This is a genomic window from Streptomyces sp. NBC_00258, from assembly GCF_036182465.1.
GTDB lineage: Bacteria > Actinomycetota > Actinomycetes > Streptomycetales > Streptomycetaceae > Streptomyces.
This window is the reverse complement of sequence record NZ_CP108081.1, coordinates 2911837-2937774: the sequence shown is the minus strand read 5'-3', so window position 1 is coordinate 2937774 and position 25938 is coordinate 2911837. Positions and strand designations below refer to the sequence as shown.

The window sequence follows — 25938 nt, the reverse complement described above, 5'->3', positions numbered from 1 at the left end:
CGGGAGCGGTCGTCAAGTCGCCTTGTGCGGCGGGGGAGTCCGGGTCCACACCGCGGTGAGCGCGCCGGCCGCCGACAGGGCGGTGAGGAAGAGCAGCGCCCGTCGGTACCCACCACCGGCCAGTACGGCCACGGTGGGCAGGGCGAGGACGGCGCCGAGTTGCACGGCGGTCTGGTAGACCGGCACCGCCTGGCCCTTCCGGTCGGCCGGAATCCCGGACATGGCCTGCATGTTGAGCGCGGCGAACGACAGCACGAACGCCGCGCCGACCAGCAGCAGCGCCGGGAGCACCCCGGTGACGTACGAGTCCGGCTCCCCGCCCGCCAGCGCGGTCACGCAGCCGAGGGTCGCCGCGCAGCCCCCCGCGACGATCAGCCGCTCGCTCCCGAAACGCCCCACCAGTCGCCCGGCGAAGGGCAGCGACAGCGCAAGCGGCACACAGGCCGGCAGGAACGCGAGCGCCAACCGCCAGGCGTCCCAGCCCCATTGGGCGTGCAACTGGTGGGTGAGCAGCAGGAGCAGACCGAGATACGTGCCGTTCAGCGTCGCCGCGCAGACCGCGGAGCGCACGAAAGGACCGTTGCGCCACAGACGTACGAGCGTCTCCCGAAGCGGCGGCGGGCCGGCCGTCGAGGTCACGTCCGCCGGAATCAGCCGGAAGCCGAACACCAGCAGGAGCAGGGCGATCGGCGCCGGGAAGACGAGATCCCACCGCCAGCTCAGCGCGGTGAGCGCCCCCGAGGACAGCAGTCCGACCGTGAACCCGGCGGCACCGAACAGCGAGTACACCGAGACGGCCCGGCGCTGCTCCGCACCCGCGGGGAAGGTCGTACCGATGATCGCGAGCCCCGTCGGCGCGGTGAGCGCGGCACACATGCCCTTGACGACCCGCGTCAGGATCAGCAGCGCGCCCTGATCGGCCAGGCCACCGGCCACCGACGCGGCCACGAAGACCAGGAGCGCCGCCAGATACACGCGTCGTCTGCCCCAGCGGGCGGTCACACGCGGACCGAGCAGCAGCAGCGCCGCGAAACCCGCCGCGAAGCCGCTCATCACCCACTGGGTGCCCCACATCGAGAGCCCCAGATCGGCCCCGAGGGCCGGCAGCGCGACCAGCACCACGGACACTTCGAGCGCGTCGATGAGCATGTTCCCGGCGAGCACGAACAGGAGGGCCCGGTGGGCGCGGCTCCCCTTCACCGAAGGGGCACCTGGACGTGGAGAGACTGCCGTCATGACGTGCTGACCACCTTCGGGGCGACAGGAAACCGTGCACGGGCCGGCCGTGGCTCATCGGGGCATCGACCGAGCCACGGCCGGCCGTGGGCGGGCCGAGGGGGACGGCCCGCCCGGTCAGCGCAGCAGCGTGCCGCCGCTGGCGTCGAGGTAGGAGCCGGTGATCCAGCGGGCGTCGTCGCTCGCCAGGAACGCCACGACATCGGCGATGTCCTTGGTCTCGCCGACCCGCTCGAAGACCGAGTAGCGCGCCATCTCGGCGACGGCCTCCGGGTTGTCGAAGATCGGGGTGCCGTTGTCGGTGATGCCGGGCCCCACGCTGTTGACGGTGATGTTCCGCGGGCCCAGGTGCTTGGCGTAGTGCAGGGTCAGCTGGTCGATCGCGCCCTTGGTCATCGCGTACGCCACCTCCTGCGGGTTGGCGAACCGGGTCAGCCCCGAGGAGATGTTGATGATGCGTCCGCCGTCGGGAAGCAGCCGCAGGGCGCGCTGCACGATGAAGAACGGCGCCTTGGCGTTGACGGCGAACAGCCGGTCGAACTGCTCGGGCGTGACGTCCTCGGGTGCCACCCCGCCCATCACGCCCGCGTTGTTCACGACGATGTCGAGAGTGGTCTCGCCGGTGCGCTCCTTCAGCCCGTGCTCCAACTCCAGGAAGAGCGCGTGCACATCGCCGGACACGCCGAGTTCGGCCGCCACGGCGAACGCCCGGCCGCCCTCCTTCTCGACGGCGGCCACGGTGTCGTCGGCCCCTTCGGTGTCGCGGGAGCAGTGCACCGCGACCAGCGCGCCCTCGCGGGCCAGACGGATCGCCGTCGCCCGTCCGATGCCGCGGCTGGACCCGGTGACGAGCGCGGTCTTTCCGGTGAGCTTGCCCATGGTGGTCCTCCTGTGCGTGCGGGTGAACGGGCCTGTGGCCGTGGAGTGTTCTGCCGTGCCGGTGTCCGGGACGGCGGGGCGCGGGCCGTCGACCCCGCTGATCATCGAGGCGAGGTGACGGCGGGCGGGTTCGAGGGCGAGCAGTTCCCCGAACACCGCGCGCAGGGCGTCCACTTCGGGTCCGCCGAAGAGCAGCTGTGCCTGCGCCTCGATGTTGCCGAGCACCCGCGCGCCCACCGGGTGCCGCTCGGCGTGGTACTTGTCGAGCGTCCGGTCGTCCCCGCGGCCGGTGATCCGCGCGGCGAGTCTCCCGCCGAGCGCGGCCGCGTCCTGGAGACCGAGGTTGAGGGCCTGGCCGCCGACCGGGAGCTGGACGTGCGCGGCGTCCCCGGCGAGGAAGACCCGGCCGAGCCGGTAACTCGCCGCCTGTCCGCGGGCGTTGTGGAAGGCGTTGACCCAGACGGGCCGGGCGCCGGCGATGTCCTCACCGGTCACCCGCGCCCAGACCCGGCAGACCTCGGCGAAGTCCGGGGCCCGGCCGTCCGGGCCGGGTGTCCGGCCGTACTGGTGAACCATGAGGCGGGTGACACCGTCCGGCCCGCGCCGGGAGTTGGCCACTCCGTTCGGATGCCGCTGGAAGCGCCGGTCCGGGATCTCGATTCCGCTGATGTCCGCCCGCAGCAGCTCCTTGACCGGGCCGCTGCCGGGGAACTCGAAACCGCCGAGACGCCGTACGGTGCTCCGCTCGCCGTCACAGCCCGCGAGGTAACCCGCTGCGAACCGAAGCCGCTCGCCGGCGGGACCGGTGACCTCGGCGTGGACCCGGTCCTCCGTAACCGTCAGCCTGGTCACCGTGTGCCCGCGCCGCACCTCGGCGCCGAGCCCGGCGGCCCACTCGTACAGCACCTTCTCGACCAGTGTCTGCGGTGCCTTCCACTGGCCGGGAAACCGGCTCGGGAGCGCCGCGGTCAGGTCGAGCGGGATGCCGCCGAAGTGGCCGGGGCCCGCACTCGGCGGCGGCCCGAGCCGCTCCAGCAGGCCCAGACCGTCGAGGATCTCCATCGTCCTGGCGTGCAGGACCGAAGCCCGTGACTCGTCGGTGGGCTCGGCCAGTTGCTCCAGTACGGTCACCCGGGCACCGCCGAGGCGCAGGATCCCGGCGAGCAGGAGACCCACGGGCCCCGCGCCCACGACGACCACGTCGGTGTCCGGTGCTCCGGCAACCTGTACGGCCACCGCTCAGCGCCGCGCTTCGGCGTACGCCTTGGCGTGGCCGAGCGTCGCCCGGCTGTTGTTGCCCAGCGCGTTGCGGATGAACTCGCGGGCCTCGGGAATCCCGGCCTCCTCGCCCAGGATTCCGGTGATGTTCTCCGTGTTGAGGATCACCGTGTGCTGTGAGGTGGCGGTGGTGACGCCGTCGGCCGACTCGTCGAGCTGCCAGTAGCCGGTGTGCAGGTTCATCAGCGCCGGCAGCGTCGTCTGCTTGTAGACGATCCGGGAGTGCGGGAAGCAGACCCGGATCGACTCGGTGGTGTGGACCGAGCCGTCCTTGGTCAGCGTGTCCATCCGCAGGACCTGCAGGCCGGGCGAGTCCTCGGTCAGCGAGACCTGCTCGACGTGCGGGAGCCGCTCGCTCCACAGCTGCGCCTCGTTGATGAAGTCGTAGACGTCCTTGGCGGCGCCCTTGATCTCCAGGCTGTCGGTGAACGACAGGGTCAGCTCGGCGGACCCGGTGACGCGTTCGACGTTGCCCTTCAGCGCGGCCAGCTCGGACCGGCTGTTGCGGTCGACGGCCTGGTCGATCCACTCCAGGCCCTGAGGGTCGTCGTCGACCGCCCGGTAGTCGTGCAGCAGACGCACCCGGGACGCGCCCTCGCCGGCCGGCTCGATGATCCACGTACCGCCCATCGACGCCACCGGCGGGGCGGACACCTCCTGGCGGAACGTGATGCGCCGGGCCTCGGGGTCCAGCGTGCGGCGCGAAGTCCAGCCCTTGGCCGCGCCGTTGGCGGTGGCCCAGATGCGGATGCGTTCCTCGCGCGCGCCGCGTTCGAGGTGGTCGACGTGGACGGTCGGCGGGAAGATCAGCGGCCAGTTCCCGACCTCCGCGATCAGCCGGTACACCTCGGCGGCCGGGGCTTCCACAGTGATCTCGTGCTCGACCTCACGGACGGTCATGGTGAACTCTCCTCACGGATAAGGGATCAGAAGTTGCCGAGGCCGCCGCAGACGTTCAGGGCCTGCGAGGTGATGGAGGCGGCGGTGTCGGAGGCGAGGTAGCCGACCAGGCCGGCCACCTCGTCGGGCGTGGAGTAGCGGCCGAGCGGGATCTTCGCCTGGAACTTCTGCAGGATCGCGTCCTCGGAGGTGTCGTACGCGGCCGCGTAGCCCTGCCGTACGCGCTGGGCCATCGGCGTCTCGACGTAGCCGGGGCACACGGCGTTGACGGTGATGCCGGTCGGGGCCAGTTCGTTGCCGAGGGCCTTGGTGAAGCCGACGACGCCGTGCTTGGAGGCCGAGTAGGGGGCGCCGAGCACGACACCCTGCTTTCCGGCGGTGGAGGCGATGTTGATGATCCGGCCGCGCTCCTTGGCCGCCATGCCGCCCGAGTTGAGCACCTCGCGGCTCATCAGGAACACGCTGTGCAGGTTCGTGGCGATGACGTCGTACCAGAGTTCGTCGGCGATGCCGGCGGTGGGGCCGCCGCCGCTGCGGCCCGCGTTGTTGACCAGGACGTCGATGGGGCCGAAGCGCTCGACGGCCTGCCGCACGAAGCGCTTCACGTCCTCGCCCTCGCGTACGTCGCAGACGGCGCCGTCGACGTCGAGGCCCTCGTCGAGGAGTTCCTTGACCGTGCGGGTCACACCGTCCTCGGTGCGGGCGCACAGGAACACCCGGTGACCCTGCTCGGCGAGGAGCCGGGTCACCGCGAGACCGATACCGCTGGTCGCGCCGGTGACGACGGCGACCTTCTTCGCTGTGCTGTCGGGCGTGGCAGTCGTCATGTCTGTTGCCTCCTCTGTCTCCTGACGGGACGTCAGCTGGACCGGGCGGGGACCAGGAAGGAGTTGACGGCGCCGAGCAGCGCGCGCGGTGTCTTCGCCTCCGTCACCGTGTCGTCGTCGAGCGTGATCCCGAACTCGCGCTCGATCCGGCCGCTGGTCTCCAGCAGGGCCAGGGACTCGTATCCGAGCGACTCGAAGTCCGTGTCGAGAATGTCGCCGTCCAGGTCGACGGCCTCATCGGCGCCGGCCCCGTCGCGCAGAATGCGCCGAAGGTCTTCGATGGTGAACTCGTGAGCGGGCATGACGGTCCTTTCGTCGGGGCTTTCGAGGGGAAGTGCGGAGTACGGGTGCCGAGCGGTCACTCGTCGACGGCCCGTACCACCACGGCCGAGTTGAAGCCGCCCTGTCCGCGGGCGAGGATCAGGGCCGAGCGGACCGCGGCGTCGCGCGGGCGGTCGGTGACCAGGTCGAGCGCGTAGGCGTCGCTGAGACGGGTGCCGACCGAGGCCGGGATCACGCTGTCCCGGATGGCGAGGCACGCGGCGGCCAGATCCAGCGGGGCCGCGCCGGAGTAGAGCCGTCCGGTCATCGTCTTGGGCACGCTGACCGGGACCCCGCGGGCCCCGAAGACACCGGTGATCGCGTCGGCCTCGATACGGTCGAGCTCGGGCAGGGCGGCGCCGTCGGCGAACACTACGTCGATGTCACGAGCGTTCGACTCGGCGTCGGCCAGGGCGAGTTCGATCGCCTTGCACAGGCCGGGCGGCCGTCCGCTGCCGGGCCGGGGGTCGAAGGTGGAGCCGTACCCCGCGACCTCCCCGTAGATCTGCCGGGCGCCGCGCTCGCGGGCCCGCTCCAGGTCCTCCAGGACGAGCAACGCCCCGCCCTCGCCCGGCACATGGCCGCGCGCCGCCGCGTCGAAGGGCACGTACGCCCGCGCCGGGTCGTCACTGGTGCTCAGCCGGTCCCCGGCCATCTGGGCGACCCAGCCCCAGGGGCAGATGGAGGCGTCGATCCCGCCGGACACCACCAGGGGCGTGCCCTTGCGGATCTGCCGCCGGGCCTGTGCGACCGCGTCGAGGCCGCCCGCCTGGTCGCCGACGACCACGCCGCTGGGGCCACGCATCCCGTTGCGGATGGAGATCTGGCCGCTGTTGACGGCGTAGAACCAGGCGAACGACTGGTAGGCGCTGACGTACCGACTGCCCTGGCTCCAGAGCGCCTTGAGCTCCTTCTGGCCGAACTCGAAGCCGCCCGAGGAACTCGCCGTGATGACGCCCATGTCGTACTCGGGCAGCTCGGCGGGATCGACACCCGCGTCGGCGAACGCCCAGTCCGTGCCGGCCAGGGCGACCTGCGTCATCCGGTCGGTCTGCGGCAGCAGCCTTGCCGGGAGATGCTCAAGGCCGCTGAACTCCTTGATCTCGCCCGCCAGTCGGGCCGGATACTGCGCGGGGTCGAAGCGGGTGACCCGGCCGATGCCGCTTGCGCCGGCCCGGGTCGCCGACCAGTACGCCTCCACGCCGAGGCCGTTGGGCGCGGCGACGCCGAGCCCGGTGACGGCCACGCGTACGGCGGCGCTCATGCGGCGCTCCTCTCGGCCCGGTCCGGGCGGGCCAGCACGATGGCGCTCTGGAAGCCGCCGAAGCCACTGCCCACGGAGAGCACCGCGTCGGTCCGCCAGTCGCGCGCCGTGAGCGGCACATAGTCGAGATCGCACTCGGGGTCGGGGGTGTGCAGATTGGCGGTGGGCGGCACGGCACCGTGCTCCATGGCCATCGCGGACGCGGCGATCTCGATCGAGCCGATCGCGCCGAGCGAGTGCCCGACCATCGACTTGATGGAGCTGACCGGTACGTCGTAGGCGCGGCTGCCCAGGCTGTGCTTGAACGCGGCGGTCTCGTGCCGGTCGTTCTGCTTGGTGCCGGATCCGTGCGCGTTGATGTAGTCGATGTCCTCGGGGTTCAGCCGGGCCTCGTCCATCGCCACCCGGATGGCCTCCGCCATCTCCCGCCCGTCGGGCCGGAGTCCGGTCATGTGGAAGGCGTTGCTGCGTGTCGCGTACCCGGCGATCTCCGCGTAGATGTGGGCGCCGCGGGCCCGGGCGGCGCCCAGCTCCTCCAGGACGAACACGGCGGCACCCTCGCCCAGGACGAACCCGTTGCGGGTGCCGTCGAAGGGCCGTGAGGCGTGCTCCGGGTCGTCGTTGCGCGGGGTGGTCGCCTTGATGGCGTCGAAACAGGCCACCGTGATCGGCGAGATCGGGGCGTCCGCGGCACCGGCCACCATGACGTCGGCGGCGCCCTCCCGGATCAGCTCGGCGGCGTATCCCACCGAGTCGAGGCCCGAGGTGCAGCCCGTGGAGACCACCGTGCTGGGGCCCTCGGCGCCGACCGCCCAGGCCACCTCGGCGGCGAACGAGCTGGGCACCAGGTAGTTGTAGAGGTGCGGCACGGCGTAGGTGTGGTCGACCAGGTCGAGCCGCCCGTTGTCGCTGACGGTCCGGTACTCCTCGTCGAGCCCCATCGTCGCGCCGACCGCGCTGCCGATGGTCACCCCGGTGCGGTGCGGGTCGAGGCCCTCGAACTCCAGCCCGCTGTCGGCGACCGCCTCGCGCGCCGTGACGACCGCGAACTGGGCGGCCCGGTCCATGCGCCGGATCTCCTGTGGGCCGAGCCCCAGCAGCGCCGCGTCGAAGTCGGCCTCGGCGGCCACCTGCGAGCGGAACGGCGACGGATCGAAGAAGCTGATGCGGCGGGTGGCGGTGCGCCCGTCGGTCAGCAGACTCCAGAAGTTCTTGGCGCCCACGCCGCCCGGCGCGGTCACCCCGATACCGGTGATCACGACCCGCCGGCCGCCGGCCGCGGTCACAGTGCGGTCCAGTGGTAGAAGCGCTGGGCCATCGCGTCGGCGGGGGAGCGCCAGGTCGCCGGGTCGTACGCCTCGATGAACGGCTTGAGGTCGTCGCTGATCCCGACGAACCGGGGGTCCGTCTTGGCCTGCTCGATCCGCTCGCCGCCGTCCTCGTTGTCGAAGTCCTGCAGATGGAAGTAGAGGCCCCGGTACGAGAAGAGCTGGCGGCGCCGGGTCCCCATCAGGTGCGGCATCTCGGTGTCGTCGAACCTGTTGAACAGACGCGCGACGTCGTCGGCGGATCCGGGCTCCATTCGGGCCACGATCAGCGTGCTGTGCATCTCTCTCTCCTTGTCAGGACGGTCGGCGCCAGGACGGCCTTGTGAGCACGGCCCGGCGTCAGGACTTCGGGCCCCTCGACGGGCCGAACCAGCGCTCCAGCACCATCGGCAGGTCGTGATGGCTGCCGGGCGCGGCCCACGCCACATGTCCGTCGGGGCGCACCAGCACGGCCGAGGTGCCGGCCAGCGGGCTGTCGTCGGACAGGCCGTGCGGTGCGGCCGTGACGATGTCCACGCGGTCCGACCAGCCGGCCGCCCGGTCGCGCAGGACGGCGTTGTCCTCCAGGTCCAGGAGCACGCCCCGGGCCGAGCGAAGCAGTTCGGTGCTGCTGGTCTTGCGCCGGTCGCCGACCAGTTCCAGGTGCGGCATGCGCAGGCCGAGCAGGGGATGGCGGCCGGGCCCGACGTCGTACCGGATCTCCAGGCCGCTCACCATGCCGGCGAGATGGCGGCTGACCTCCTCGTACTGGATCAGCTCGCGGAGCACGTCCCGCAGCGGCTGCACCTCGTCGCCGCTCAGGAAGAGGAGCCCCTGTGCCTTGGTGTTCATCATCAGCCGCTGTCCGACGGGGTACCGCTCGCCGTGGTAGGTGTCGAGCAGTTCCTCGGGCGCGGTGCCCCGGACGACGGCGGCCAGCTTCCAGCCGAGGTTGGCGGCGTCCTGGATGCCGGTGTTCATGCCCTGTCCGCCGGCCGGGAGATGGATGTGCGCGGCGTCGCCCGCCAGCAGGATCCGGCCGCGCCGGTACTCGGTGACCAGACGGGTCGCGTCTCCGAAGGCGCTGACCCACACCGGCTCGGCGTGCGAGATGTCGATACCGGTGAGCCGCTGCCAGGCCGCCGCGACCTCCTCGTACGAGGGGGGCTCGGTGCGCCGCCTGGGCGGGGTGCCCCGCTCGCAGACGATGATGCGGGTGATCCCGCCGTCGCCGAGCGGCCCGACCATGACCATGCCGCCGTCCACGGTCTCCCCGATGAGCCGGGGTTCGAGCTCGACGCCCTTGATGTCCGCGAGGTACATCTCCAGCGTCGCCGCCGTGCCGGGGAAGTCGAAGCCGATGGCCTTGCGCACCGTGCTGCGCCCGCCGTCGCACCCCACGAGATAGTGAGCGGTCAGCCGCTGTTCGCCGTCCGGCCCGCGTACGTCGACCTCCACGCCGTCGGTGGTGTCGCGCACGGCGAGCAGTTCGTGGCCGCGGCGGATGTCCACGCCCAGTTCACCGGCCCAGCCCTCGAGCATGGTCTCGGTGGTCGACTGCGGCACCGTCTTGGCCGCCTGGTGCACGCTGTCCAGTACGGCGAAGTCGACCGGCAGTCCTCCGAAGTGTCCGGCGTTGCTGGTCCCCATGTCGCCGAAGCGGGGCAGCAGCCCGCGTTGGTCGAAGACCTCCATCGTGCGTGTGGTGAAACCGAGGCCACGCGACTCGCCCGTCCGCTCGGCGAGCCGGTCGACGACGATGACGTCGACCCCCGCCAGACGCAGCTCTGCGGCGAGCGTGAGGCCGGTGGGCCCCGCGCCGGCGACTATGACCGAAGCATCCATGTACTTGCCCTCCGGGCATTTCAGAGAGAGAAATTGCAGGAGAGGGTTCGGAATATAACGAGGATGTTAATTCAGAACCGAAATAACTGAACCGGCATTAATTGACCGGGAAACGCTCGGCACCGGTTGGTCGACACAGTGCTGCGGAAACTAGTGATTAGCTTCTTCGGAAATCCTCGGAAAGTCAAGAGCGGTTTTGCAGACGGGCCACAATCTTCCGTCAAGCAATTGTTAAGTCGCACTTGAGGAAGGTGAGACATCGCTTTTGGAATGCGCACTTCCGGAACGCGCGCCGAGTGTCCGCTGAACGTCCTCGCAGTGGTAGTAGGTGCGCCCGCCCTCCGCGCGCCGCCGCCACCCCTGCTCACTGGCGTGCCGGTACACACTGCCGGGCGGGATGTCCCACAGCCGGGCGATGTCGGCGGCACCGACCCAGTGCACACGGGTCCCGCGTGTCAGCAGCCGGCTCAGGCTCAGCCACTCGTCGGCGGACCAGCGGTGGGCGGGCGAGGCATCGCAGCGGATCTCGACCGGGGTGTCGCCCCGGTGCGGCCGTACGAGGGCCACCAGGCCGCCCCGGCAGTCGGCCTCGACGCAGGCCCCGATGGGCACCCGGCGCAGTGGGCTCGGATCGATCACGCGACGCGCGTCACGCACCAACAGGGCTGTTTCCTGGGACAGTTCAGGAGCGGCCTGATGTGCGGTGAGCCAGTCGCAGTGCCGGGCGAGGAACGCCGCGAGGCTCTCCACGTTCGTCGGCGGCGCGCTGGTCCGGCGCTCCTCGACGACCACGGACGACCAGGACCGCAGTACCCCGGCGATGGCCGACCGCGCGTCCGCCGCGGCGGTGTTGAAGGGCAGGCCCGGCAGGGGCCCGCCCGAGGTGCGCTCGCGCGGCCCGTCGGAGCCGCCGAGGAGGCGGCCGCACTCCTCGTGGAGCCGGGGCAGCTGCCGCAGTTCCGCGACCAGGCGGTCCCGGCAGTCCGGGCAGAGCCGGTGCCCCCGTACGGCGAGCCGGCGGGGCCGGCCCTCGGCCGCCCGCCGCCCGCACCGTGCACCCCGGCACACGGTTGTTTCCTGGGTCCTACCTGCGAGTACTCGAGTCATTTCCCCCACCACTTCTCGGTGTGGCGAGGTTATTTCCGGCCCTCCGGAACGGCCGTGAGTGAACTCACCTTCTGTGGGGTGCGTGCCGGAGATCTCTTACTTCTCTGATGAATTTGTCGTGGATTTGAACGTGACGGAAATTCAGATGCCCAGGCGTGCGGAGATCCCGTCGAGGACCGACTCCAGGCCCGTCTCGAACTGCCACTCCAGGTCGTCCTTGCGGCTCGCCTCGCGGAGGTAACGCTCGTACGTCGGGTAACGGCCGGTGCCCATCAGCCACGTCATGCGTGGGGCCAGACCGGTGCGCGCCTCGTTCGCGCTGGACCAGCCCTGCTCCCGCATCAGCTCGTTGAGGCCGATCTCGAAGCCCACTGCGCCCTGCACATAGGAGTCGACGGTGCGGAAGACCGCCATCATCGTGTCGGCGTCCAGGTCGAGCCCGTCGAGCGCGGCCAGGGCCCGCTCGGGGACGGCCAGCTGGTTGGGGGTCAGCGTGAACACCGCCGTGCGGGCCACCCAGGGGTGCCCGAGGAGCACGGTCCTGGTGCGCAGGGCGAGGGCCCGCATGGCGTCCCGCCAGTCCTTGGCGTCTCCGGGCAGCGACAGCTCGCCGTACACGTGGTCGACCATCAGCTCCAGCAGCTCGTCCTTGCCGGAGACATAGCGGTACGCCGCCATCGGCGCGGCCCCCAGGTCGGCCGCGAGGCGCCGCATGGTGACGGCGTCGAGGCCTTCCGTGTCGGCGATCGCCACGGCGGCCGCGGCGATGCGCTGCGGGGTGAGAGTGGAGCGCGGGGCGGGCGCGGGGCGGTTGAGGCGTTCCCAGAGGGAGACGGTCTCCCTGGGCTCGGACGGCTCCGGCGTCACCTGCTTCTCCTCTTTCCTGCGAGTGGCCATGGGCGAGGTTCCTTCCGGTGCCGGGGGTTGTGTACAACGTAACAGCAGTGGACAACGTACACTCCGCTGTGTACGTTGTATCTGTAGCGATACGCCGTACACTTCCAGGAGTTCCGCATGAGTGACCTGAACGACAGCCCTCTGCAGGTGGCGGCCCTCGTCGGCAGCACGAGGGGCGGACGCTTCGGTCCGGTCGTGGCCGACTGGCTGCTGAGCCAGATCGCCCAGCGCAAGGACATGGAGGTCGACCTCGTCGACCTGGTGGAGACACCCCTGCCGACCGTCATGCCGGCCTTCGGAGAACAACTCCCGGACAAGGACCTGGCCCTGCTCGGCGCGGTCGCCCCGCGCATGGAGTCGGCCGACGCCTTCATCATCATCACGCCGGAGTACAACCACAGTTATCCGGCGGCCCTGAAGAACGCGATCGACTGGCACAACCCGCAGTGGCACGCCAAGCCCGTCGCCTTCGTCTCCTACGGCGGCATCTCCGGCGGCCTGCGTGCCGTCGAGCACCTGCGGCTCGTCCTCGCCGAGCTGAACGCCATGACGATCCGCAACACCGTCAGCTTCCACAACTACGGCGACAAGTTCGACTCGGACGGCAAGCCCCTCGACCCGGACTGCGACGTCGCGGCCAAGGCCCTGCTCGACCAACTGGCCTGGTGGGGAGAGGCACTTCGGGACGCCCGCACCGCTCGCCCGTACACCGGCTGAGACGAAAGACGGCCATGACCACCGACACGACGGAGACCGGCGGCACCGCGGACACGCCTCCGCAGGCCGCCGGGAAGCTGCCCTACCTCGGCATCTTCGGGCTCATGCTCGGCATCTTCCTGGCCACCCTCGACGGACAGATCGTCAGCATCGCCTTGCCGACCATCGTCGGCGACCTCGGCGGCCTCGACCACTTCTCCTGGTCCGTCACGGCCTACCTGCTCACCATGGCCGCCGCCACCCCGATCTGGGGCAAGCTCGGGGACCTCAAGGGCCGCAAGGGCGCCTACATGTGGTCCGTGCTGCTCTTCCTGGTCGGCACCGTCCTGTGCGGACTGGCCCAGGACATGCCACAGCTCATCGCCTTCCGCGCCATCCAGGGCCTCGGTGCCGGCGGACTCATGGTCGGCGCGCTGTCGGTCATCGGCGTACTGGTTCCCGCGCACGAACGAGGCCGCGTCCAGTCGATGGTCGGCGTGATGCTGCCGGTCGCCTTCGTCGGCGGACCGCTGCTCGGCGGCTTCATCACCGACGCCCTCGACTGGCGCTGGGTGTTCTACGTCAACGTGCCCTTCGGCGTCCTCGCGCTGTTCGCGGTCGCCAAAGGCGTACGGCTGCCGAAGGAGCGCTCCGGCGGACGGATCGACTACCCCGGTACGGCTCTGCTGACCACCGCCATCCTCTCGCTCACCCTGCTGGCCACCTGGGCCGGCACCCGCTACGACTGGGGATCGGCGCAGATCGTGCTGCTCGCCGTCGTCGCGGCCGTGGCCGTCGCCGGATTCGTCCGGGTGGAACAGCGGGTGGCGGAACCCGTCATCCCGCCGCGGCTGTTCCGCAGCCGTGACTTCGCCCTCGCCCAGACGCTCAGCTTCCTGGTCGGCGCCGTGCTGGTCTCGGTGATCAACTACCTGCCCCAGTACATGCAGTTCGTGCAGGGCTCCACCTCCACCGTCAGCGGTATGCAGATCCTGCCGCTGATGATGGGCATGCTGGCCGCGCAGCTGACCACCGGGCGGCTGATGGACCGCGGCGGCCTGGAGCGGGTGGTACCGATCACCGGCGGTGCCGTCACGGTCGTCGGCGCACTGCTGCTGCTCCTGCTGGACACGGACACCCCGGTGTTCGTCGCCTCGGCCCTCACCCTGGTGCTCGGCATCGGCGTCGGCATCCTGATGCAGAGCACGCTGCTCACCACGATGAACACGGCACCGCCGCGCGACATGGGAGCCGCCACCGGAACGGTCACGCTGCTGCGCACGATCGGCGGTTCACTCGGCGTCGCCGCGCTCGGTGCCGTGCACCTGGGCCGTATGACGGACGAGCTCGCCGCCCGACTGGGCGAGCGCGGCGCCGAACAGCTCACCTCCGGCGGCGAGTTGACCCCGTCGTCGGTCGACGGGATGTCCGGCCGGGTGCGCGGCGTCGTCCAGGAGGCCTTCACCAGCGGCCTGCACGGCGTCCTCGTCGGCACCGCCCTGCTCTCGGCCGTCGCCTTCGCCCTCGCCTGGTTCGTCCGTGGGACCCCGGCCCCCAAGACCCCCGAATCGGCCGGGGATTCACGGCCCGCCCAGGTCCCCGCGACGACCACGGACTGACACCCGACGTACGTATTCCCCGTCCTCCTTTTTCCCCACCGATCCCGTCAGGCGCCCCCGCGCCCCGACCGAAAGCAGACCCTTCTTATGTCGACCACCTCCGCCGAGCGCGCCAAGGAACTCCTGCTGCGCCCCTTCACCCTGGGCAGCCTCACCCTTGCGAACCGGATCGTCATGGCGCCGATGACCCGAGAGTTCTCGCCCGGCGGCGTACCGGGCGACGACGTGGCGGCGTACTACGCGCGGCGCGCGGCGGGCGGTGCCGGACTCGTCATCACCGAGGGGACGTACATCGGCCACGACTCGGCCGGCACGAGCGACCGCGTCCCCCACATCCACGGCGAGCAGGCCCTGGCCGGCTGGGCCAAGGTCACGGAGGCGGTGCACAGCGCGGGCGGCAAGATCCTGTCGCAGCTGTGGCACGTGGGCCTGGACCGGAAGGCCGGTTCCCCGCCCGTACCCGAGGCCCCGAGCATCGGCCCCTCCGGCGTCGCTGTCGACGGCACGCCGGTCGGCCGCGCCATGACACAGACCGACATCGACGATGTGATCGCCGCCTACGCCGCGGCAGCCGCTGCCGCCGAGCGCACCGGCTTCGACGGCATCGAGGTGCACGCGGCCCACGGCTATCTGATCGACCAGTTCCTCTGGGAGCAGACCAACCGCCGTACCGACGCGTACGGCGGTGACCTCGGCGCCCGTACCCGGTTCGCCACCGAGATCGTGGCCGCCTGCCGTGGGGCGGTCGCCCCGGACTTCCCGATCACCTTCCGGTTCTCGCAGTGGAAGATGGGTGCTTATCAGGCCAGGCTCGCGCAGTCGCCGCAGGAGCTCGAAGCCCTGCTCGCTCCCCTGTCGGACGCCGGCGTGGACGCCTTCCACTGCTCCACACGCCGGTTCCACCTGCCCGAGTTCGAAGGATCCGAGCTCAACCTCGCCGGCTGGGCGAAGAAGGTCTCGGGCAAGCCCACGATCAGCGTCGGCTCGGTCGGCCTCGACAACGAGTTCATCGAGGTGTTCCAGGGGAAGCCGGGCTCGGTCGCCGGGATCGACGCGCTGCTCGACCGGGTGGAGCGTGACGAGTTCGACCTGGTGGCCGTCGGCCGCGCGCTGCTCGGCGACCCCGAGTGGATCACGAAGATTCTCGGCGGCCGGACCGAGGAACTCCAGCCCTTCCACATGGGCCTACTGGGTACCCTCCACTGAGCCCGTTCACACATCAGGAATTCCGGGCGACGACATGCGGCACGGCTTACGTGAGTAATCCCGAAATCAACAATCGATCACGGCCACTCTGGCCGAATTTGAACTTCTGATATTGCCCCATGTTTCACGGATGCTTCGGCTCCCCCATTCTCGCTGGCCTGTCAATAGCTATTATTTGACTTTTCATCGAGCGGTTTGTAGCCTTCTGGGAGCGCGACTCGATGCCCGCTTATCTGGCATAACATGGGGGAGTATCGGATGAGCAATCAGTCCACGAAATTTCTCGAGCCCGCCATTCCGCAACAGTTGGCCAATCGCCGCGCGCCGACGCCGTCGCGCCCAGTCGGCCAACACGCCCAGCAGCATCCGCCCATACCGGCCCAGCAACTGCCGCCCATCCAGGCCCAACCCCAGCTCCGCAAGGCGCGCGGGGTGCTGCGCGTCCTCGTCGTCGAGAGCGGGGCGCCCGCTGCCCAGTCCCTGGTTCTGAGCCTGGCCAGGCACGGATACCAGGCCGTCAGCGTGGACACCGGCACCAAGGCGCTCCAGAGGTACCGCGAAGCGGATGTCCTGCTCATAGACCTGGACCTGCCCGACCTGGACGGCATTGAGATCTGCCGTTTCGTCCGGGCCGCGTCCGGGGTCGGAGTCATCGTCGTCACGGCTCGCGACACGGAACTCGACCGCGTGCTCAGCCTCAAGGCGGGTGCGGACGACTATGTGGTGAAGCCCTACAGTCTGCCCGAGCTGATGGCCCGTATCGAAGCGGTCATGCGACGGGTGCGCCCGCTGCCGCTGACCACCGAGGTGATCGTCAGTGGTTCGTTGCGCATCGACTCGCGCACCCGTGAGATCCGGCTCGGCGACGATCCCGTCGAGGTGACGCGCAAGGAGTTCGACCTGCTTTATCTGCTGGCTTCCCGGCCGGGCAGTGTCGTTTCCCGAAAGCAAATAATGACCCTGGTCTGGGGTGATTCCCGATCCCAGCCGGGGCGCACGATCGATACACACGTAAGCAGTCTCCGCAGTAAACTCGGATCCAGCAGCTGGATCATCACGGCCCGCGGTGTCGGTTTCCGATTCGGTCATGCGTAAATTGGTTCCGTGTATTTCAGTGAATTCGAAAACAGTCGCTGGAGCAGAAAGCGTTTCCTTTCGGTAGACGCATGGCGTGAACTCGCCGGAGAAATTCCCGCCGACTCGGACCAGCGCGCACGACGAGCCCGCGGCCCTTGGGGGACGCGGGCTCGTCGTATGGGGCGGGCGCGAGTCGGCCTCGCCGGGCTGGTCCAGTGCGCTGATCCGGTGGACCGTGTGGAGAGACGTCGTTCGAGGGGGCTTCGGGCGGCCTCGGCGGGTGTCCCCGCATCGCGACCGCGGACGGTGGTACCGGCATTCGGCTCCGCCCGGCCTCCAGCCTCCACAGCCGGGATCCGCCCGGCCGGCACCGCGTCCGGCCGGCGCCCTTCGGCTCGACGCCGATGCGGCCGTGCCGCCCCCACGCCGCATCCGGTTTCCACGCGTACGCCGGCTCCCGACACCCGTGGCAGCCGCGCCGCTTCTGGTGGCCGGATCCCGTCCTCGAACAACACGGCGGCCGCGAAACGCACACGCTCACGCCTCACCCGTGCTCCGGTGACCGTCAGGCCACCATCCGAAGACCGCGTGCCGCCGGTGCGGACCGGGGGCCTCGACCGTCACTCCAGCCCGCAGGGGGCCATGCTCCGGGCCGCCCGCGCGGAGGAGTGAGCTCGCGGAGGAGTGAGCTCGCGGAGGAGCGATCCCGCTCGGCTCGCCCCTTGGCCGGGGATCACCTCGTCTGTTCGCCCCGACTCGCGCAGGAGGCCCGCTCATGCCGTCCCCGAGGCCGGGGAAAGCCATGGCCCTTGCCGGCTGCCTCGGCCACCGAGGCGGCCCCCATACGCGCAGCCGCGAGCGCCGGACCCCGCTCACCCGTGTGCAACCGGGTGCCGTTGTCCGGCGCCGCCGCCGTGGGCGTTATGCGTTGCGCCCGCGCCGTACCGCCTCGAGCCCCAGCACTCCGGCCGCGCCCACGATCACGTGCATCACGGCGAGCGAGGCCGCCGTACCGCCGTCGGTGTCGCTGGTGAGGGGGCCGAGGGCGGTGAGGACGCCGAGGGCGCCGGACACGATCTGGCCGACCCGCAGGAGCACCGGCTTCCAGCGGGCCGCGAACGCGGCGACCGTGACGCCGAGCGCCGCCGGGACGAACGAGGCGAAGATGACGCCGCTCGCGACGATGTCGTCCGCCTTGCCGTTGAGCTCCAGGGTCAGGGAGGCCCCCGCCGCGTCGGCGATGAACAGGACGATCAGGTTGACGGCCGTCGCGACGAGGGCGCTGCCCACCGCGGCCTGCCACAGGGGCAGTCCGCGCCCCGCGCGAGTCGTGGGGGAAGTGCTGATCTCGGCGGGGTTGCTGCTGGTCATGGAAGGGTCCTCCGGTTGCTGAATGAGGGCGTGGGGGTCAGGACGGGTTCAACGAGAGGCCGTGCCGGAATACGTTGCGCGGGTCGTACGTGTTCTTGACCCGCTGCAGCCGGGGGTGGTTGTCCTTGTAGAGGATCGTGTACCAGGGCACGCCCGAGGGGTTCTGGTACGGGTCCCTGATGTCCACGTCGGGGTAGTTGACGTAGCCGCCGTCCTGCTGGTCGTTCGGGACCGGGAAGCCGCCCGTGGTGGCGTGGACGCCCTTGCGCAGCGTTCGGATCCACTCGACCTCGGCCGCGTCGGCCGACGGCTCGGACCAGTTGGTCGAGTACCAGACCTTGAAGATGGAGTCCCGCTGGGCCACGGCGGTCGCCGACGACGACACGGTGTTGATCTTGCAGCCGTATGCCGCGAGGTACACGAGACCGGCGCCGGTGGAGTGCTCGGGATCCGTCAACGACCGGTACACGACACCGACCTGGTCCGCCGTCAGCGGCTTGCGCAGATGCCCGCCGATGGACTTGTGCCTGGAGTACGTGCCGAACGGGGGCGTCGGCTCGGTGGCCGCCTCCACCCACGGCATCTCCCGCGTGTCGACCGTCGGCGTGACACCGACACCGGCCGACACCGCGGCCAGGTAGTCGTCGAACAGCTTCGGTGTGGCGGCGAGCGTCGCGTCCATCCGGATTTCCAGTACGAACGACCCGACCAGCGACGAACGCAGCTGGAAGGAGCTGTGCATGGTGGCGTACGGCGAGTCGGGCCCGCTGTTGGCCGCGTGCCAGGCACCGTGGTTGAGCAGCAGCCGGGTGAAGGCGGCCTCGGTGATCTCCGACCACTGCCAGGTCACAAGGGACTTGCGCATCCGGGCGGGCGGCTTGGGCAGCAGCGCGGTGGGGGCTCCCGACGCGCCCGGCGTACGGAACCAGAACCTGGTCACGATGCCGAACTGGCCGCCGCCACCGCCGGTGTGCGCCCACCACAGGTCGCGGTTCGGGTCACCGCGACGGCTGGTCGCGACGATCGTGCGGGCCTTGCCGTCGCTTCCCGCGACCACCACCTCGACCGCGTACAGATGGTCGACCGACAGTCCGTAGCGCCGGGACAGAGGCCCGTAGCCGCCGCCGGACACGTGCCCGCCGACACCGACCTCGGGGCAGACACCGCCGGGCAGGGTCACGCCCCAGCCCTCGTACAGCGCCTTGTAGACCTCGCCGAGCCGGGCACCGGACTCGACGGCGAACGCGTTCATGGAACCGTCGAAGTAGACCCGCTTCATCTCCGAGGTGTCGACCAGGAGACGGAACTGGGGGTCGTCGACCAGACCGTCGAAGCAGTGGCCGCCGCTGCGTACGGTGATCCGCTGGTCCTTGCGGATCGCCTGGTTGACCGCCTTCTCCACCTGGGAGGCGTTGTGCACCAGCCAGATCTCGTCCGGGGCGGCCCTGAAGCGGGTGTTGTACCCGCGCCCCGCCAACTCGGCGTAGCGCGTGTCGCCGGGTCTGACGATCACCTCGGGCGCGGCGGCCGAGGCGGCGGTCGTGCCGGCGTGGGCGGCCGGTACCACGGCGGACAGGCCCGTCGTGGTACCGGCCACAACTATCGAGGAGCCAAGGAACGTGCGGCGCGAAACCATGTCGAGCACTCACCCTTTTCTCACGTACGTGGAGCGGCTGAAACCTGCCGCCAGCCAAGCAGTGGCTCCCCGTGGTCCGGGCACAGTTGACACGGATCTGTCATGGCTCCGTACGAAACCTGATCCTCAGACGCAAACCCACCAAGTCCGCCTCGCGCAGAGTCACTTGGCGGCAGGGTCAGGTCCGCTGCCTCGGATCCAGGACCGGACGAGGGCTCAGGACGGCTCCGGCTGCCACCCCAGCGCCCGGGAGATGCCGCGTGCCGCGAGCCGTACCGCCGGTATCAACGCCGGTGTCTGCGCGTCGCGTTCGGGCACCACGACCGAGACGGCCGCGGCCACCGAGCCGTCCGCTCCACGGACCGGCGCGGCCACCGACAGCGCGTCGTCGGTGATCTGACGGCTGCTCACCGCCACGCCCGCGCGCCGGACTTCGGCGAGTACGCGGCGCAGGGTGGCCGCGTCCGTGATGGTGTGCGGGGTGAATCCGGCGAGCGGGCCGCCGCAGTACGTCTCCTGGAAGGCGGCCTCGCAGTGCGCGAGCAGCGCGAGCCCCACCCCGGTCGCGTGCAGCGGCCAGCGGGCGCCCACCTGGATCTTCACGCCCACGGCCGAACGGCCGGAGATCCACTCGATGTAGACGACCTCGGAGCCGTCCCGGACCGCCAACTGCACGTTCTCGTGGGTGGCTTCGTACAGGTCCTCCAGATACGGCAGCGCGATCTGGCGCAGTGCGAGACCGCGTGGGGAGAGCGCCGCGATCTCCCACAGGCGCAGGCCCACGTGGTAGATCCCGGACGCGTCGCGCTCCAGGGCTCCCCAGTCGCTGAGCGCACCCACCAGCCGGTGGGCGGTGGTGAGGGAGAGCCCGGCCCGGCGGCTGATGTCCGTGAGGGAGAGCGCCGGGTGGTCGTGGTCGAAGGCGGCGAGCACGGCCAGGAGACGGCCGGGGGCGGACGCCGCGGTCATGGGCCGAGTCCGGTCATGAGTCGAGTTCGGCTTCGGCGATCCGCTGCAGAAGCGTGTGCAGGGTGTCCCGCTCGGCCGGGTCGAGGGGCTGGAGCAGGTCGTTCGTCACCCGCAGACCCGCCTCGTCGGTGTCGCGCAGGAAGACGCGGCCGTCCTCGGTGAGCACCACGATGCGGCTGCGGCGGTCGTCGGGGGAGGGGCGGCGCTCGGCGAAGCCGAGCTTCTCCAGGTCGTCGACCAGACCGACGATCGCGCTGGGGTCGTAGCCGAGCCGCGAGCTCAGCTCCCGCTGGAGCGCCCCCTCGGAGGTGGCCAGGAACCGCAGCAGCGCGTAGTGGCGCAGCCGAAGCCCCGACTCCTGGAGGAACGTGTTGAACAGCTGCCCCGACCGCAGTCCCAGCCGGTACAGGAGATAGCCGGTGTCCGAGTGCAGCCCGCGCATCCACGGCTCCTGCGAGTCGATGGAGTCGGGGGGCGTGGCGTGCTGCTGGCCGGCGATGGCGGGCTCCCTGGGCCGGGCCCCTGCGGGGCGGTGCGTACGTGTTTCCCACAGCATGCCGCACAGACGAGTCGGCAACAACTATTGACGACAACAATGATTGTCTTTAGCTTCGATCTCGTAATGCTCCGATCTCGTAGCCGTCCTGCCTTCCGCAGGTGATCCGCTTCTCGAAGGGACCCGTCGTGCCCAGCATCGATCTCACCGGCAAGGTCGCCGTCGTCACCGGCTCCGGCCGAGGCCTCGGCCTGGCCTATGCGCACGCCCTCGCCGCCGCCGGCGCCTCCGTGGTCGTCAACGACGTGGACGAGGCCGTCGCCGAGCAGGCCGTCAAGGCGATCACCGCGGCGGGCGGTTCCGCCGTGGCCGAAGTGGTCCCGGTCGGCACCACGGAGGCTGCGGACCGGCTGGTGGGCCGCGCGGTGGAGGAGTTCGGCCGCCTCGACATCCTTGTCACGAACGCGGGCATCCTCCGGGACAAGGTCCTGTGGAAGATGACCGACGAGGACTTCGACGCGGTGATCACCACCCACCTCAAGGGCACCTTCACCTGTGCCCGCGCCGCCGCCGTGCGCATGCGCGAGCAGGGCGAGGGCGGCACGCTGATCCTGGTCGGCTCCCCGGCCGGACAGCGCGGCAACTTCGGCCAGACGAACTACGCCGCCGCCAAGGCCGGCATCGCCGCCATGGCCCGTACGTGGTCGATGGAGCTGGGCCGCGCGGGCATCACCGTCAACGCGATCGTGCCGGTGGCCGCGACCGCCATGACCGAGACCATCCCGGCCTTCGCGCCCTACATCGAGGCCATGCGCGGCGGCGAGCCGCTGCCGGAGTTCCTCCGCAAGGGCGAGGGCTTCGGCACTCCCGAGGACTGCGCCGTCCTCGTCCCGTTCCTGGCCTCCGAGGCCGCCCGCGGTGTGACCGGCCAGGCCATCGGCATCGGCGGCGACAAGGTGGCCCTGTGGTCCCACCCCCAGGAGATCAAGGCGGCGTACGCTGACGGTGGCTGGACCCCCGACTCCCTCGCCGACGTCTGGCCGGCCTCACTGGGCGCCGAGCCGCAGTCGGTCGGCATCCCCGCCCCGAAGTTCCCGGAGGCGTGAACGATGACGAACCTCAATGTCGAGGAACTCGTCGCGATCGACGTCCACACCCATGCCGAGGTCTCCTCCAAGGGCACCTCTTCCCTGGACGACGACCTGCACGAGGCCTCCAGCGCCTACTTCAAGGTCGAGGGCAAGCGGAAGCCGACCCTGGAGGAGACGGCCGCCTACTACCGTGAGCGGAAGATGGCCGCCGTGATCTTCACGGTCGACGCCGAGTCCGCCACCGGCACCGAGCCCGTCCCGAACGAGGAGGTCGCCGAGGCGGCCGCCGCCAACGCGGACGTGCTGATCCCCTTCGCCTCCATCGACCCCTTCCGCGGCAAGGCGGGCGTCAAGCAGGCCCGCCGCCTGGTCGAGGAGTACGGGGTGAAGGGCTTCAAGTTCCACCCCAGCATCCAGGGCTTCTTCCCCAACGACAGGTCGGTCGCGTACGACCTGTACGAGGTGATCGAGGAGACCGGCACGATAGCCCTCTTCCACACCGGACAGACGGGCATCGGCGCGGGTGTCCCGGGCGGCGGCGGGATCAGGCTCAAGTACTCGAACCCGCTCCACGTGGACGACGTCGCCGCGGACTTCCCGCACCTCAAGATCATCCTGGCGCATCCGTCCTTCCCCTGGCAGGACGAGGCCCTCGCGGTCGCCACCCACAAGCCGGGCGTCCACATCGACCTGTCCGGCTGGTCGCCGAAGTACTTCCCGCCGCAGCTCGTGCAGTACGCGAACACCCTGCTCAAGGACAAGGTCCTGTTCGGCTCGGACTACCCGGTCCTCACCCCGGACCGGTGGATGGCCGACTTCGCGAAGCTCTCCATCAAGGACGAGGTCCGGCCGAAGATCCTCAAGGAGAACGCGGCCCGGCTGCTCGGGCTGACGAAGCCATAAGGGGCACCCCATGTGCAACGAAGGACAGGGGCACGGACATGCGCAATGAGGGACTGGGGTCCTGGCCCGCACGCCGGGCCCGCAAGACCCCGCACCGCACCGCCCTGATCCACGGCGACACGACGGTCACGTACGCCGGGCTGTACGAGCGCACCACCCGCCTCGCGCACGCCCTGCGCGCCTGCGGAGTGCGCCGCGGCGACCGGATCGCCTACCTCGGCCCGAACCACCCCTCCTACCTGGAGACACTGTTCGCCGCGGGCACCCTCGGGGCGGTCTTCGTACCGCTCAACACCCGCCTCGCCGGGCCCGAGATCGCCTACCAGCTCACGGACTCCGGCGCGAAGGCCCTCGTGTACGGGCCTTCGTTCGCCGGCCTGGTCGCGGGACTCCCGGGCAACAGCGACGTGCGTACGTACGTCGAAGTGGGCGCCGAATACGACCAGTTGCTCGGCGCTGCCTCCGACGAGGCGATCGACGAACCCGTCACCGCCGACGACACCTGCATCATCATGTACACCTCGGGCACGACCGGCCGGCCCAAGGGCGCGATGCTCACCCACGGCAACCTGACGTGGAACGCGGTCAACGTCCTGGTCGACCAGGACGTGATCGCCGACGAACGTGCCCTGGTCTCCGCCCCGTTGTTCCACACGGCCGGGCTGAACATGCTGACCCTGCCGGTCCTCCTCAAGGGCGGTACCTGCGTCCTGGTCGAGGCCTTCGACCCCGAGGCCACCTTCGACCTGATCGAACGGCACCGGATCACCTTCATGTTCGGCGTGCCCACCATGTTCGAGCACGTGGCCCGCCATCCGCGCTGGGCCGACGCCGACCTGTCCTCCCTGCGGATGCTCAGCTGCGGAGGCTCACCCGTGCCGACCCCGCTCATCGCCGCCTACCAGGAGCGGGGCCTCACCTTCCTCCAGGGCTACGGCATGACCGAGGCCTCGCCCGGCGTGCTCTTCCTGGACGCCGAGCACGCGGTCACCAAGGCGGGTTCGGCGGGCGTGCCGCACTTCTTCAGCGACGTCCGCGTCGTACGGCCCGACCTCACCCCCGCCGAGACCGGCGAGACCGGGGAAGTGGTCGTACGCGGGCCGCACGTCATGCCCGGCTACTGGGGGCTGCCCGACGAGACCGCGGCCGTGTTCCACGACGGCTGGTTCCGCAGCGGGGACGCCGCCCGGATCGACGAGGACGGCTACGTCACCATCGTCGACCGCATCAAGGACATGATCATCTCCGGCGGCGAGAACATCTACCCCGCCGAGATCGAGGATCAGCTCCTCGCCCACCCCGACATCGTCGAGTGCGCGGTCATCGGCGTGCCCGACGAGAAGTGGGGCGAGGTGCCGCGCGCGGTCGTCGTGCCCCGCGAGGACGTCGCGCTCGACCCCGACGAGGTCCTCGCGTCCCTCGCCGGACGCCTCGCCAAGTACAAGATCCCGAAGTCGGTGGTGCTCGCGGACGAACTGCCGCGGACGGCCTCCGGCAAGCTCCTCAAGTCCCGTGTCCGCAAGCGGTACGGCACCAACTCCCAGTCGAAGGAAGACACATGAGCATCACCGCGCACGGCATCGACGAGCTGAAGAAGCTCGCCGGCAGCGACCTCGGCACCAGCGAGTGGATCGAGGTCACCCAGGAGCGCATCAACACGTTCGCCGACGCCACGGGCGACCACCAGTGGATCCACGTCGACGAGGAGAAGGCCAAGGAGGGGCCGTTCGGCGCGCCCATCGCGCACGGCTATCTCACCCTCTCCCTCTTCATCCCGCTCTTCACCGAGCTGCTGGACGTCCAGGGCGTCACCACGAAGGTCAACTACGGCCTCAACAAGGTGCGTTTCCCCTCGCCGGTGAAGGTCGGCTCGCGTATCCGGCTCGTCGGAAGGCTGGCGGACGTCGAGGACGTACCGGGGGGTGTGCAGATCACGGTCGACGGCACGATCGAGATCGAGGGTGCGCCCAAGCCTGCGGCGGTGCTGCAGAGCTTGTCCCGTTTTTATGTGTGAGCCCCTGCTGGGTGCCGGGTAACGACGGGTCGTGTGTCGGCTGCGGGCCGGTGGGGGCTTGTCGCGCAGTTCCCCGCGCCCCTGAGGGCGCTCAGACGCCCGGCCGCACCGGCACCAGGTCGAGAAGCCGTTCCGCCGACTCCCTCGCCAGCGGGGTCAGTCGGGCGTACACCGTGCGGAACGTCTTCTCGGCCTGTTCGGCGGGCCAGTCGTCCGGGAGGTGTTTGACCGGCAGGCGCGGGTCCCGGCGGACGACCTGCAGCCACTCCGTCGACAGGCGCAGCCGCAGTGCGAGCGCCTCGTCGGCGGCGGGCTCCGTCGTCTCCCAGCGCTGCCAGCGACGTACGAACGCCTCGTAGCGCATGGCCAGTTCGCCCAGCGCCCAGGTCTCCTCGATCATGGCGCCGATGTCCATGCCCGCGTCCGCGTGGGCACGGAAGATCTTCACATGGGCGGACAGACCGAGTTCGGTGACGAGCGCGGAGACGTCGGCCTCGCCGGGTGCGATCCACAGCCCGCCGAACAGCGGGCCGAAGCCGCTCCAGGTCAACTGCGCGCGCAGATCGTGGCGTTGACGCTGCCAGGACTCCGGCAGGGAGAAGCCGAGCAGCGTCCAGGAGCCGTCCCACTGCCGGTTGACGGCCCCCTCCTCCCAGATCCGCTGCTCGCCGTCCCGCAGCACGGACTCAGAGCGCTCGGTCAGCCCGAAGTACATACGGCGCCCCTCGCGCTGCCGCCTGAGCAGATCGCGGCCCACCATGCGCGTCAGTGTCGAGCGGGTCGCGTGCTCGCCGACGCCCGCGCGCCCGAAGACGTCGATGACGCTCCCCGAGTACACGCAGACGTCACGGCCGAGCACCTGGTCACCCAGGAACGACAGCATGAGGGACTGGGGCCGCAGCGCCTCGTCAGTGGTCACCGGCCCACGGTACGCCCGTCGATCAGCTTGTGACCAGGTAGTACGGGCGCACCGGCCACCCCAGGACCGGCAGCCCCCGG

24 protein-coding genes are annotated in these 25938 nt (G+C 70.4%); 8 read left to right on the top strand and 16 right to left on the bottom strand.

What is annotated here, in order from left to right; genetic code table 11:
• Window positions 1-12: 12 nt before the first annotated feature.
• The 11 genes from OG718_RS13285 to OG718_RS13235 form a co-directional block, all read right to left on the bottom strand.
• Window positions 13-1200, bottom strand: a complete 1188-nt coding sequence (locus tag OG718_RS13285) for an MFS transporter (RefSeq protein ID WP_328844223.1) — start codon at window positions 1198-1200, stop codon at window positions 13-15.
• A 153-nt stretch (window positions 1201-1353) separates the two neighbouring features.
• Entirely contained in the window at window positions 1354-3351 is a 1998-nt protein-coding gene (locus OG718_RS13280; RefSeq protein ID WP_328844222.1) for an SDR family oxidoreductase, read from the bottom strand.
• Between the two features lie 3 nt (window positions 3352-3354).
• On the bottom strand, window positions 3355-4293 hold the full coding sequence (locus OG718_RS13275; RefSeq protein ID WP_143644097.1) for an aromatase/cyclase: 939 nt from the start codon (window positions 4291-4293) through the stop codon (window positions 3355-3357).
• Window positions 4294-4319: 26 nt separating this feature from the next.
• Window positions 4320-5120, bottom strand: coding sequence for a 3-oxoacyl-ACP reductase FabG (gene fabG / locus OG718_RS13270; RefSeq protein ID WP_143644096.1), 801 nt, complete (start codon window positions 5118-5120; stop codon window positions 4320-4322).
• A 32-nt stretch (window positions 5121-5152) separates the two neighbouring features.
• Entirely contained in the window at window positions 5153-5422 is a 270-nt protein-coding gene (locus OG718_RS13265) for an acyl carrier protein (RefSeq protein ID WP_328844221.1), read from the bottom strand.
• A gap of 56 nt (window positions 5423-5478) precedes the next feature.
• Window positions 5479-6705, bottom strand: a complete 1227-nt coding sequence (locus tag OG718_RS13260) for a ketosynthase chain-length factor (RefSeq protein ID WP_328844220.1) — start codon at window positions 6703-6705, stop codon at window positions 5479-5481.
• The gene (locus tag OG718_RS13255) at window positions 6702-7991 is read right to left on the bottom strand and encodes a beta-ketoacyl-[acyl-carrier-protein] synthase family protein (protein WP_328844219.1); all 1290 of its coding nucleotides are present in this window, start codon (window positions 7989-7991) and stop codon (window positions 6702-6704) included. Before OG718_RS13255 ends, OG718_RS13260 begins: the two co-directional genes overlap by 4 nt.
• Entirely contained in the window at window positions 7988-8314 is a 327-nt protein-coding gene (locus OG718_RS13250) for a TcmI family type II polyketide cyclase (protein WP_143644092.1), read from the bottom strand. Before OG718_RS13250 ends, OG718_RS13255 begins: the two co-directional genes overlap by 4 nt.
• A gap of 58 nt (window positions 8315-8372) precedes the next feature.
• Window positions 8373-9857, bottom strand: coding sequence for an FAD-dependent monooxygenase (locus OG718_RS13245; RefSeq protein WP_143644091.1), 1485 nt, complete (start codon window positions 9855-9857; stop codon window positions 8373-8375).
• A gap of 231 nt (window positions 9858-10088) precedes the next feature.
• Complete coding sequence (locus OG718_RS13240) at window positions 10089-10925, bottom strand: hypothetical protein (RefSeq protein WP_328844218.1); 837 nt, start codon at window positions 10923-10925, stop codon at window positions 10089-10091.
• 180 nt (window positions 10926-11105) lie between these two features.
• On the bottom strand, window positions 11106-11861 hold the full coding sequence (locus OG718_RS13235) for a TetR/AcrR family transcriptional regulator (RefSeq protein ID WP_143644089.1): 756 nt from the start codon (window positions 11859-11861) through the stop codon (window positions 11106-11108).
• A gap of 117 nt (window positions 11862-11978) precedes the next feature.
• Between OG718_RS13235 and OG718_RS13230 the strand changes: the two genes are divergently transcribed.
• The 4 genes from OG718_RS13230 to OG718_RS13215 all read left to right on the top strand — a co-directional run bounded on the left by OG718_RS13230 (window position 11979) and on the right by OG718_RS13215 (window position 16477).
• The gene (locus OG718_RS13230; RefSeq protein ID WP_143644088.1) at window positions 11979-12578 is read left to right on the top strand and encodes an NADPH-dependent FMN reductase; all 600 of its coding nucleotides are present in this window, start codon (window positions 11979-11981) and stop codon (window positions 12576-12578) included.
• Between the two features lie 14 nt (window positions 12579-12592).
• Window positions 12593-14176 carry an MDR family MFS transporter gene (locus tag OG718_RS13225; protein ID WP_328844217.1) on the top strand — a complete coding sequence of 528 codons (1584 nt, stop codon included), beginning with the start codon at window positions 12593-12595 and terminating at the stop codon, window positions 14174-14176.
• A gap of 87 nt (window positions 14177-14263) precedes the next feature.
• Window positions 14264-15382, top strand: a complete 1119-nt coding sequence (locus OG718_RS13220; protein WP_143644087.1) for an NADH:flavin oxidoreductase — start codon at window positions 14264-14266, stop codon at window positions 15380-15382.
• A 258-nt stretch (window positions 15383-15640) separates the two neighbouring features.
• On the top strand, window positions 15641-16477 hold the full coding sequence (locus OG718_RS13215; RefSeq protein ID WP_143644086.1) for a response regulator transcription factor: 837 nt from the start codon (window positions 15641-15643) through the stop codon (window positions 16475-16477).
• A 903-nt stretch (window positions 16478-17380) separates the two neighbouring features.
• Here OG718_RS13215 and OG718_RS13210 read toward each other — a convergent pair.
• The 4 genes from OG718_RS13210 to OG718_RS13195 form a co-directional block, all read right to left on the bottom strand.
• The gene (locus OG718_RS13210; RefSeq protein ID WP_306936497.1) at window positions 17381-17830 is read right to left on the bottom strand and encodes a DUF6069 family protein; all 450 of its coding nucleotides are present in this window, start codon (window positions 17828-17830) and stop codon (window positions 17381-17383) included.
• A gap of 37 nt (window positions 17831-17867) precedes the next feature.
• Entirely contained in the window at window positions 17868-19466 is a 1599-nt protein-coding gene (locus OG718_RS13205; protein WP_328844216.1) for an FAD-binding oxidoreductase, read from the bottom strand.
• Window positions 19467-19682: 216 nt separating this feature from the next.
• A complete protein-coding gene (locus tag OG718_RS13200) occupies window positions 19683-20435 on the bottom strand; it encodes an IclR family transcriptional regulator (RefSeq protein WP_306936495.1) in 753 nt (250 codons plus the stop codon).
• 13 nt (window positions 20436-20448) lie between these two features.
• Window positions 20449-20877, bottom strand: a complete 429-nt coding sequence (locus OG718_RS13195; RefSeq protein ID WP_143644115.1) for a MarR family winged helix-turn-helix transcriptional regulator — start codon at window positions 20875-20877, stop codon at window positions 20449-20451.
• A 242-nt stretch (window positions 20878-21119) separates the two neighbouring features.
• Here OG718_RS13195 and OG718_RS13190 point away from each other — a divergent pair, with 242 nt between their 5' ends.
• The 4 genes from OG718_RS13190 to OG718_RS13175 are packed head-to-tail and all read left to right on the top strand — an operon-like array spanning window position 21120 to window position 24939.
• The gene (locus OG718_RS13190; protein WP_143644082.1) at window positions 21120-22037 is read left to right on the top strand and encodes an SDR family NAD(P)-dependent oxidoreductase; all 918 of its coding nucleotides are present in this window, start codon (window positions 21120-21122) and stop codon (window positions 22035-22037) included.
• A 3-nt stretch (window positions 22038-22040) separates the two neighbouring features.
• The gene (locus tag OG718_RS13185; protein WP_306936494.1) at window positions 22041-22925 is read left to right on the top strand and encodes an amidohydrolase family protein; all 885 of its coding nucleotides are present in this window, start codon (window positions 22041-22043) and stop codon (window positions 22923-22925) included.
• A 38-nt stretch (window positions 22926-22963) separates the two neighbouring features.
• On the top strand, window positions 22964-24487 hold the full coding sequence (gene menE, locus OG718_RS13180; RefSeq protein WP_328844215.1) for an o-succinylbenzoate--CoA ligase: 1524 nt from the start codon (window positions 22964-22966) through the stop codon (window positions 24485-24487).
• Window positions 24484-24939 (top strand): MaoC family dehydratase, encoded by a 456-nt coding sequence (locus tag OG718_RS13175; RefSeq protein ID WP_328844214.1) that lies wholly within the window; start codon window positions 24484-24486, stop codon window positions 24937-24939. Before menE ends, OG718_RS13175 begins: the two co-directional genes overlap by 4 nt.
• 91 nt (window positions 24940-25030) lie before the next feature.
• On the opposite strand, the gene OG718_RS13170 is transcribed toward OG718_RS13175, so the two are convergent.
• Window positions 25031-25858 carry a PaaX family transcriptional regulator gene (locus tag OG718_RS13170; RefSeq protein ID WP_328844213.1) on the bottom strand — a complete coding sequence of 276 codons (828 nt, stop codon included), beginning with the start codon at window positions 25856-25858 and terminating at the stop codon, window positions 25031-25033.
• Window positions 25859-25938: the final 80 nt, after the last annotated feature.

What these genes read in the sequence shown, in the direction of transcription:
- OG718_RS13275 (WP_143644097.1), bottom strand. Translation starts at nt 4,293, where the DNA reads ATGACCGTCCGTGAGGTCGAGCACGAGATCACTGTGGAAGCCCCGGCC.
- fabG (WP_143644096.1), bottom strand. Translation starts at nt 5,120, where the DNA reads ATGACGACTGCCACGCCCGACAGCACAGCGAAGAAGGTCGCCGTCGTC.
- OG718_RS13265 (WP_328844221.1), bottom strand. Translation starts at nt 5,422, where the DNA reads ATGCCCGCTCACGAGTTCACCATCGAAGACCTTCGGCGCATTCTGCGC.
- OG718_RS13260 (WP_328844220.1), bottom strand. Translation starts at nt 6,705, where the DNA reads ATGAGCGCCGCCGTACGCGTGGCCGTCACCGGGCTCGGCGTCGCCGCG.
- OG718_RS13250 (WP_143644092.1), bottom strand. Translation starts at nt 8,314, where the DNA reads ATGCACAGCACGCTGATCGTGGCCCGAATGGAGCCCGGATCCGCCGAC.
- OG718_RS13245 (WP_143644091.1), bottom strand. Translation starts at nt 9,857, where the DNA reads ATGGATGCTTCGGTCATAGTCGCCGGCGCGGGGCCCACCGGCCTCACG.
- OG718_RS13235 (WP_143644089.1), bottom strand. Translation starts at nt 11,861, where the DNA reads ATGGCCACTCGCAGGAAAGAGGAGAAGCAGGTGACGCCGGAGCCGTCC.
- OG718_RS13230 (WP_143644088.1), top strand. Translation starts at nt 11,979, where the DNA reads ATGAGTGACCTGAACGACAGCCCTCTGCAGGTGGCGGCCCTCGTCGGC.
- OG718_RS13225 (WP_328844217.1), top strand. Translation starts at nt 12,593, where the DNA reads ATGACCACCGACACGACGGAGACCGGCGGCACCGCGGACACGCCTCCG.
- OG718_RS13220 (WP_143644087.1), top strand. Translation starts at nt 14,264, where the DNA reads ATGTCGACCACCTCCGCCGAGCGCGCCAAGGAACTCCTGCTGCGCCCC.
- OG718_RS13215 (WP_143644086.1), top strand. Translation starts at nt 15,641, where the DNA reads ATGAGCAATCAGTCCACGAAATTTCTCGAGCCCGCCATTCCGCAACAG.
- OG718_RS13210 (WP_306936497.1), bottom strand. Translation starts at nt 17,830, where the DNA reads ATGACCAGCAGCAACCCCGCCGAGATCAGCACTTCCCCCACGACTCGC.
- OG718_RS13205 (WP_328844216.1), bottom strand. Translation starts at nt 19,466, where the DNA reads ATGGTTTCGCGCCGCACGTTCCTTGGCTCCTCGATAGTTGTGGCCGGT.
- OG718_RS13200 (WP_306936495.1), bottom strand. Translation starts at nt 20,435, where the DNA reads ATGACCGCGGCGTCCGCCCCCGGCCGTCTCCTGGCCGTGCTCGCCGCC.
- OG718_RS13195 (WP_143644115.1), bottom strand. Translation starts at nt 20,877, where the DNA reads ATGCGCGGGCTGCACTCGGACACCGGCTATCTCCTGTACCGGCTGGGA.
- OG718_RS13185 (WP_306936494.1), top strand. Translation starts at nt 22,041, where the DNA reads ATGACGAACCTCAATGTCGAGGAACTCGTCGCGATCGACGTCCACACC.
- menE (WP_328844215.1), top strand. Translation starts at nt 22,964, where the DNA reads ATGCGCAATGAGGGACTGGGGTCCTGGCCCGCACGCCGGGCCCGCAAG.
- OG718_RS13175 (WP_328844214.1), top strand. Translation starts at nt 24,484, where the DNA reads ATGAGCATCACCGCGCACGGCATCGACGAGCTGAAGAAGCTCGCCGGC.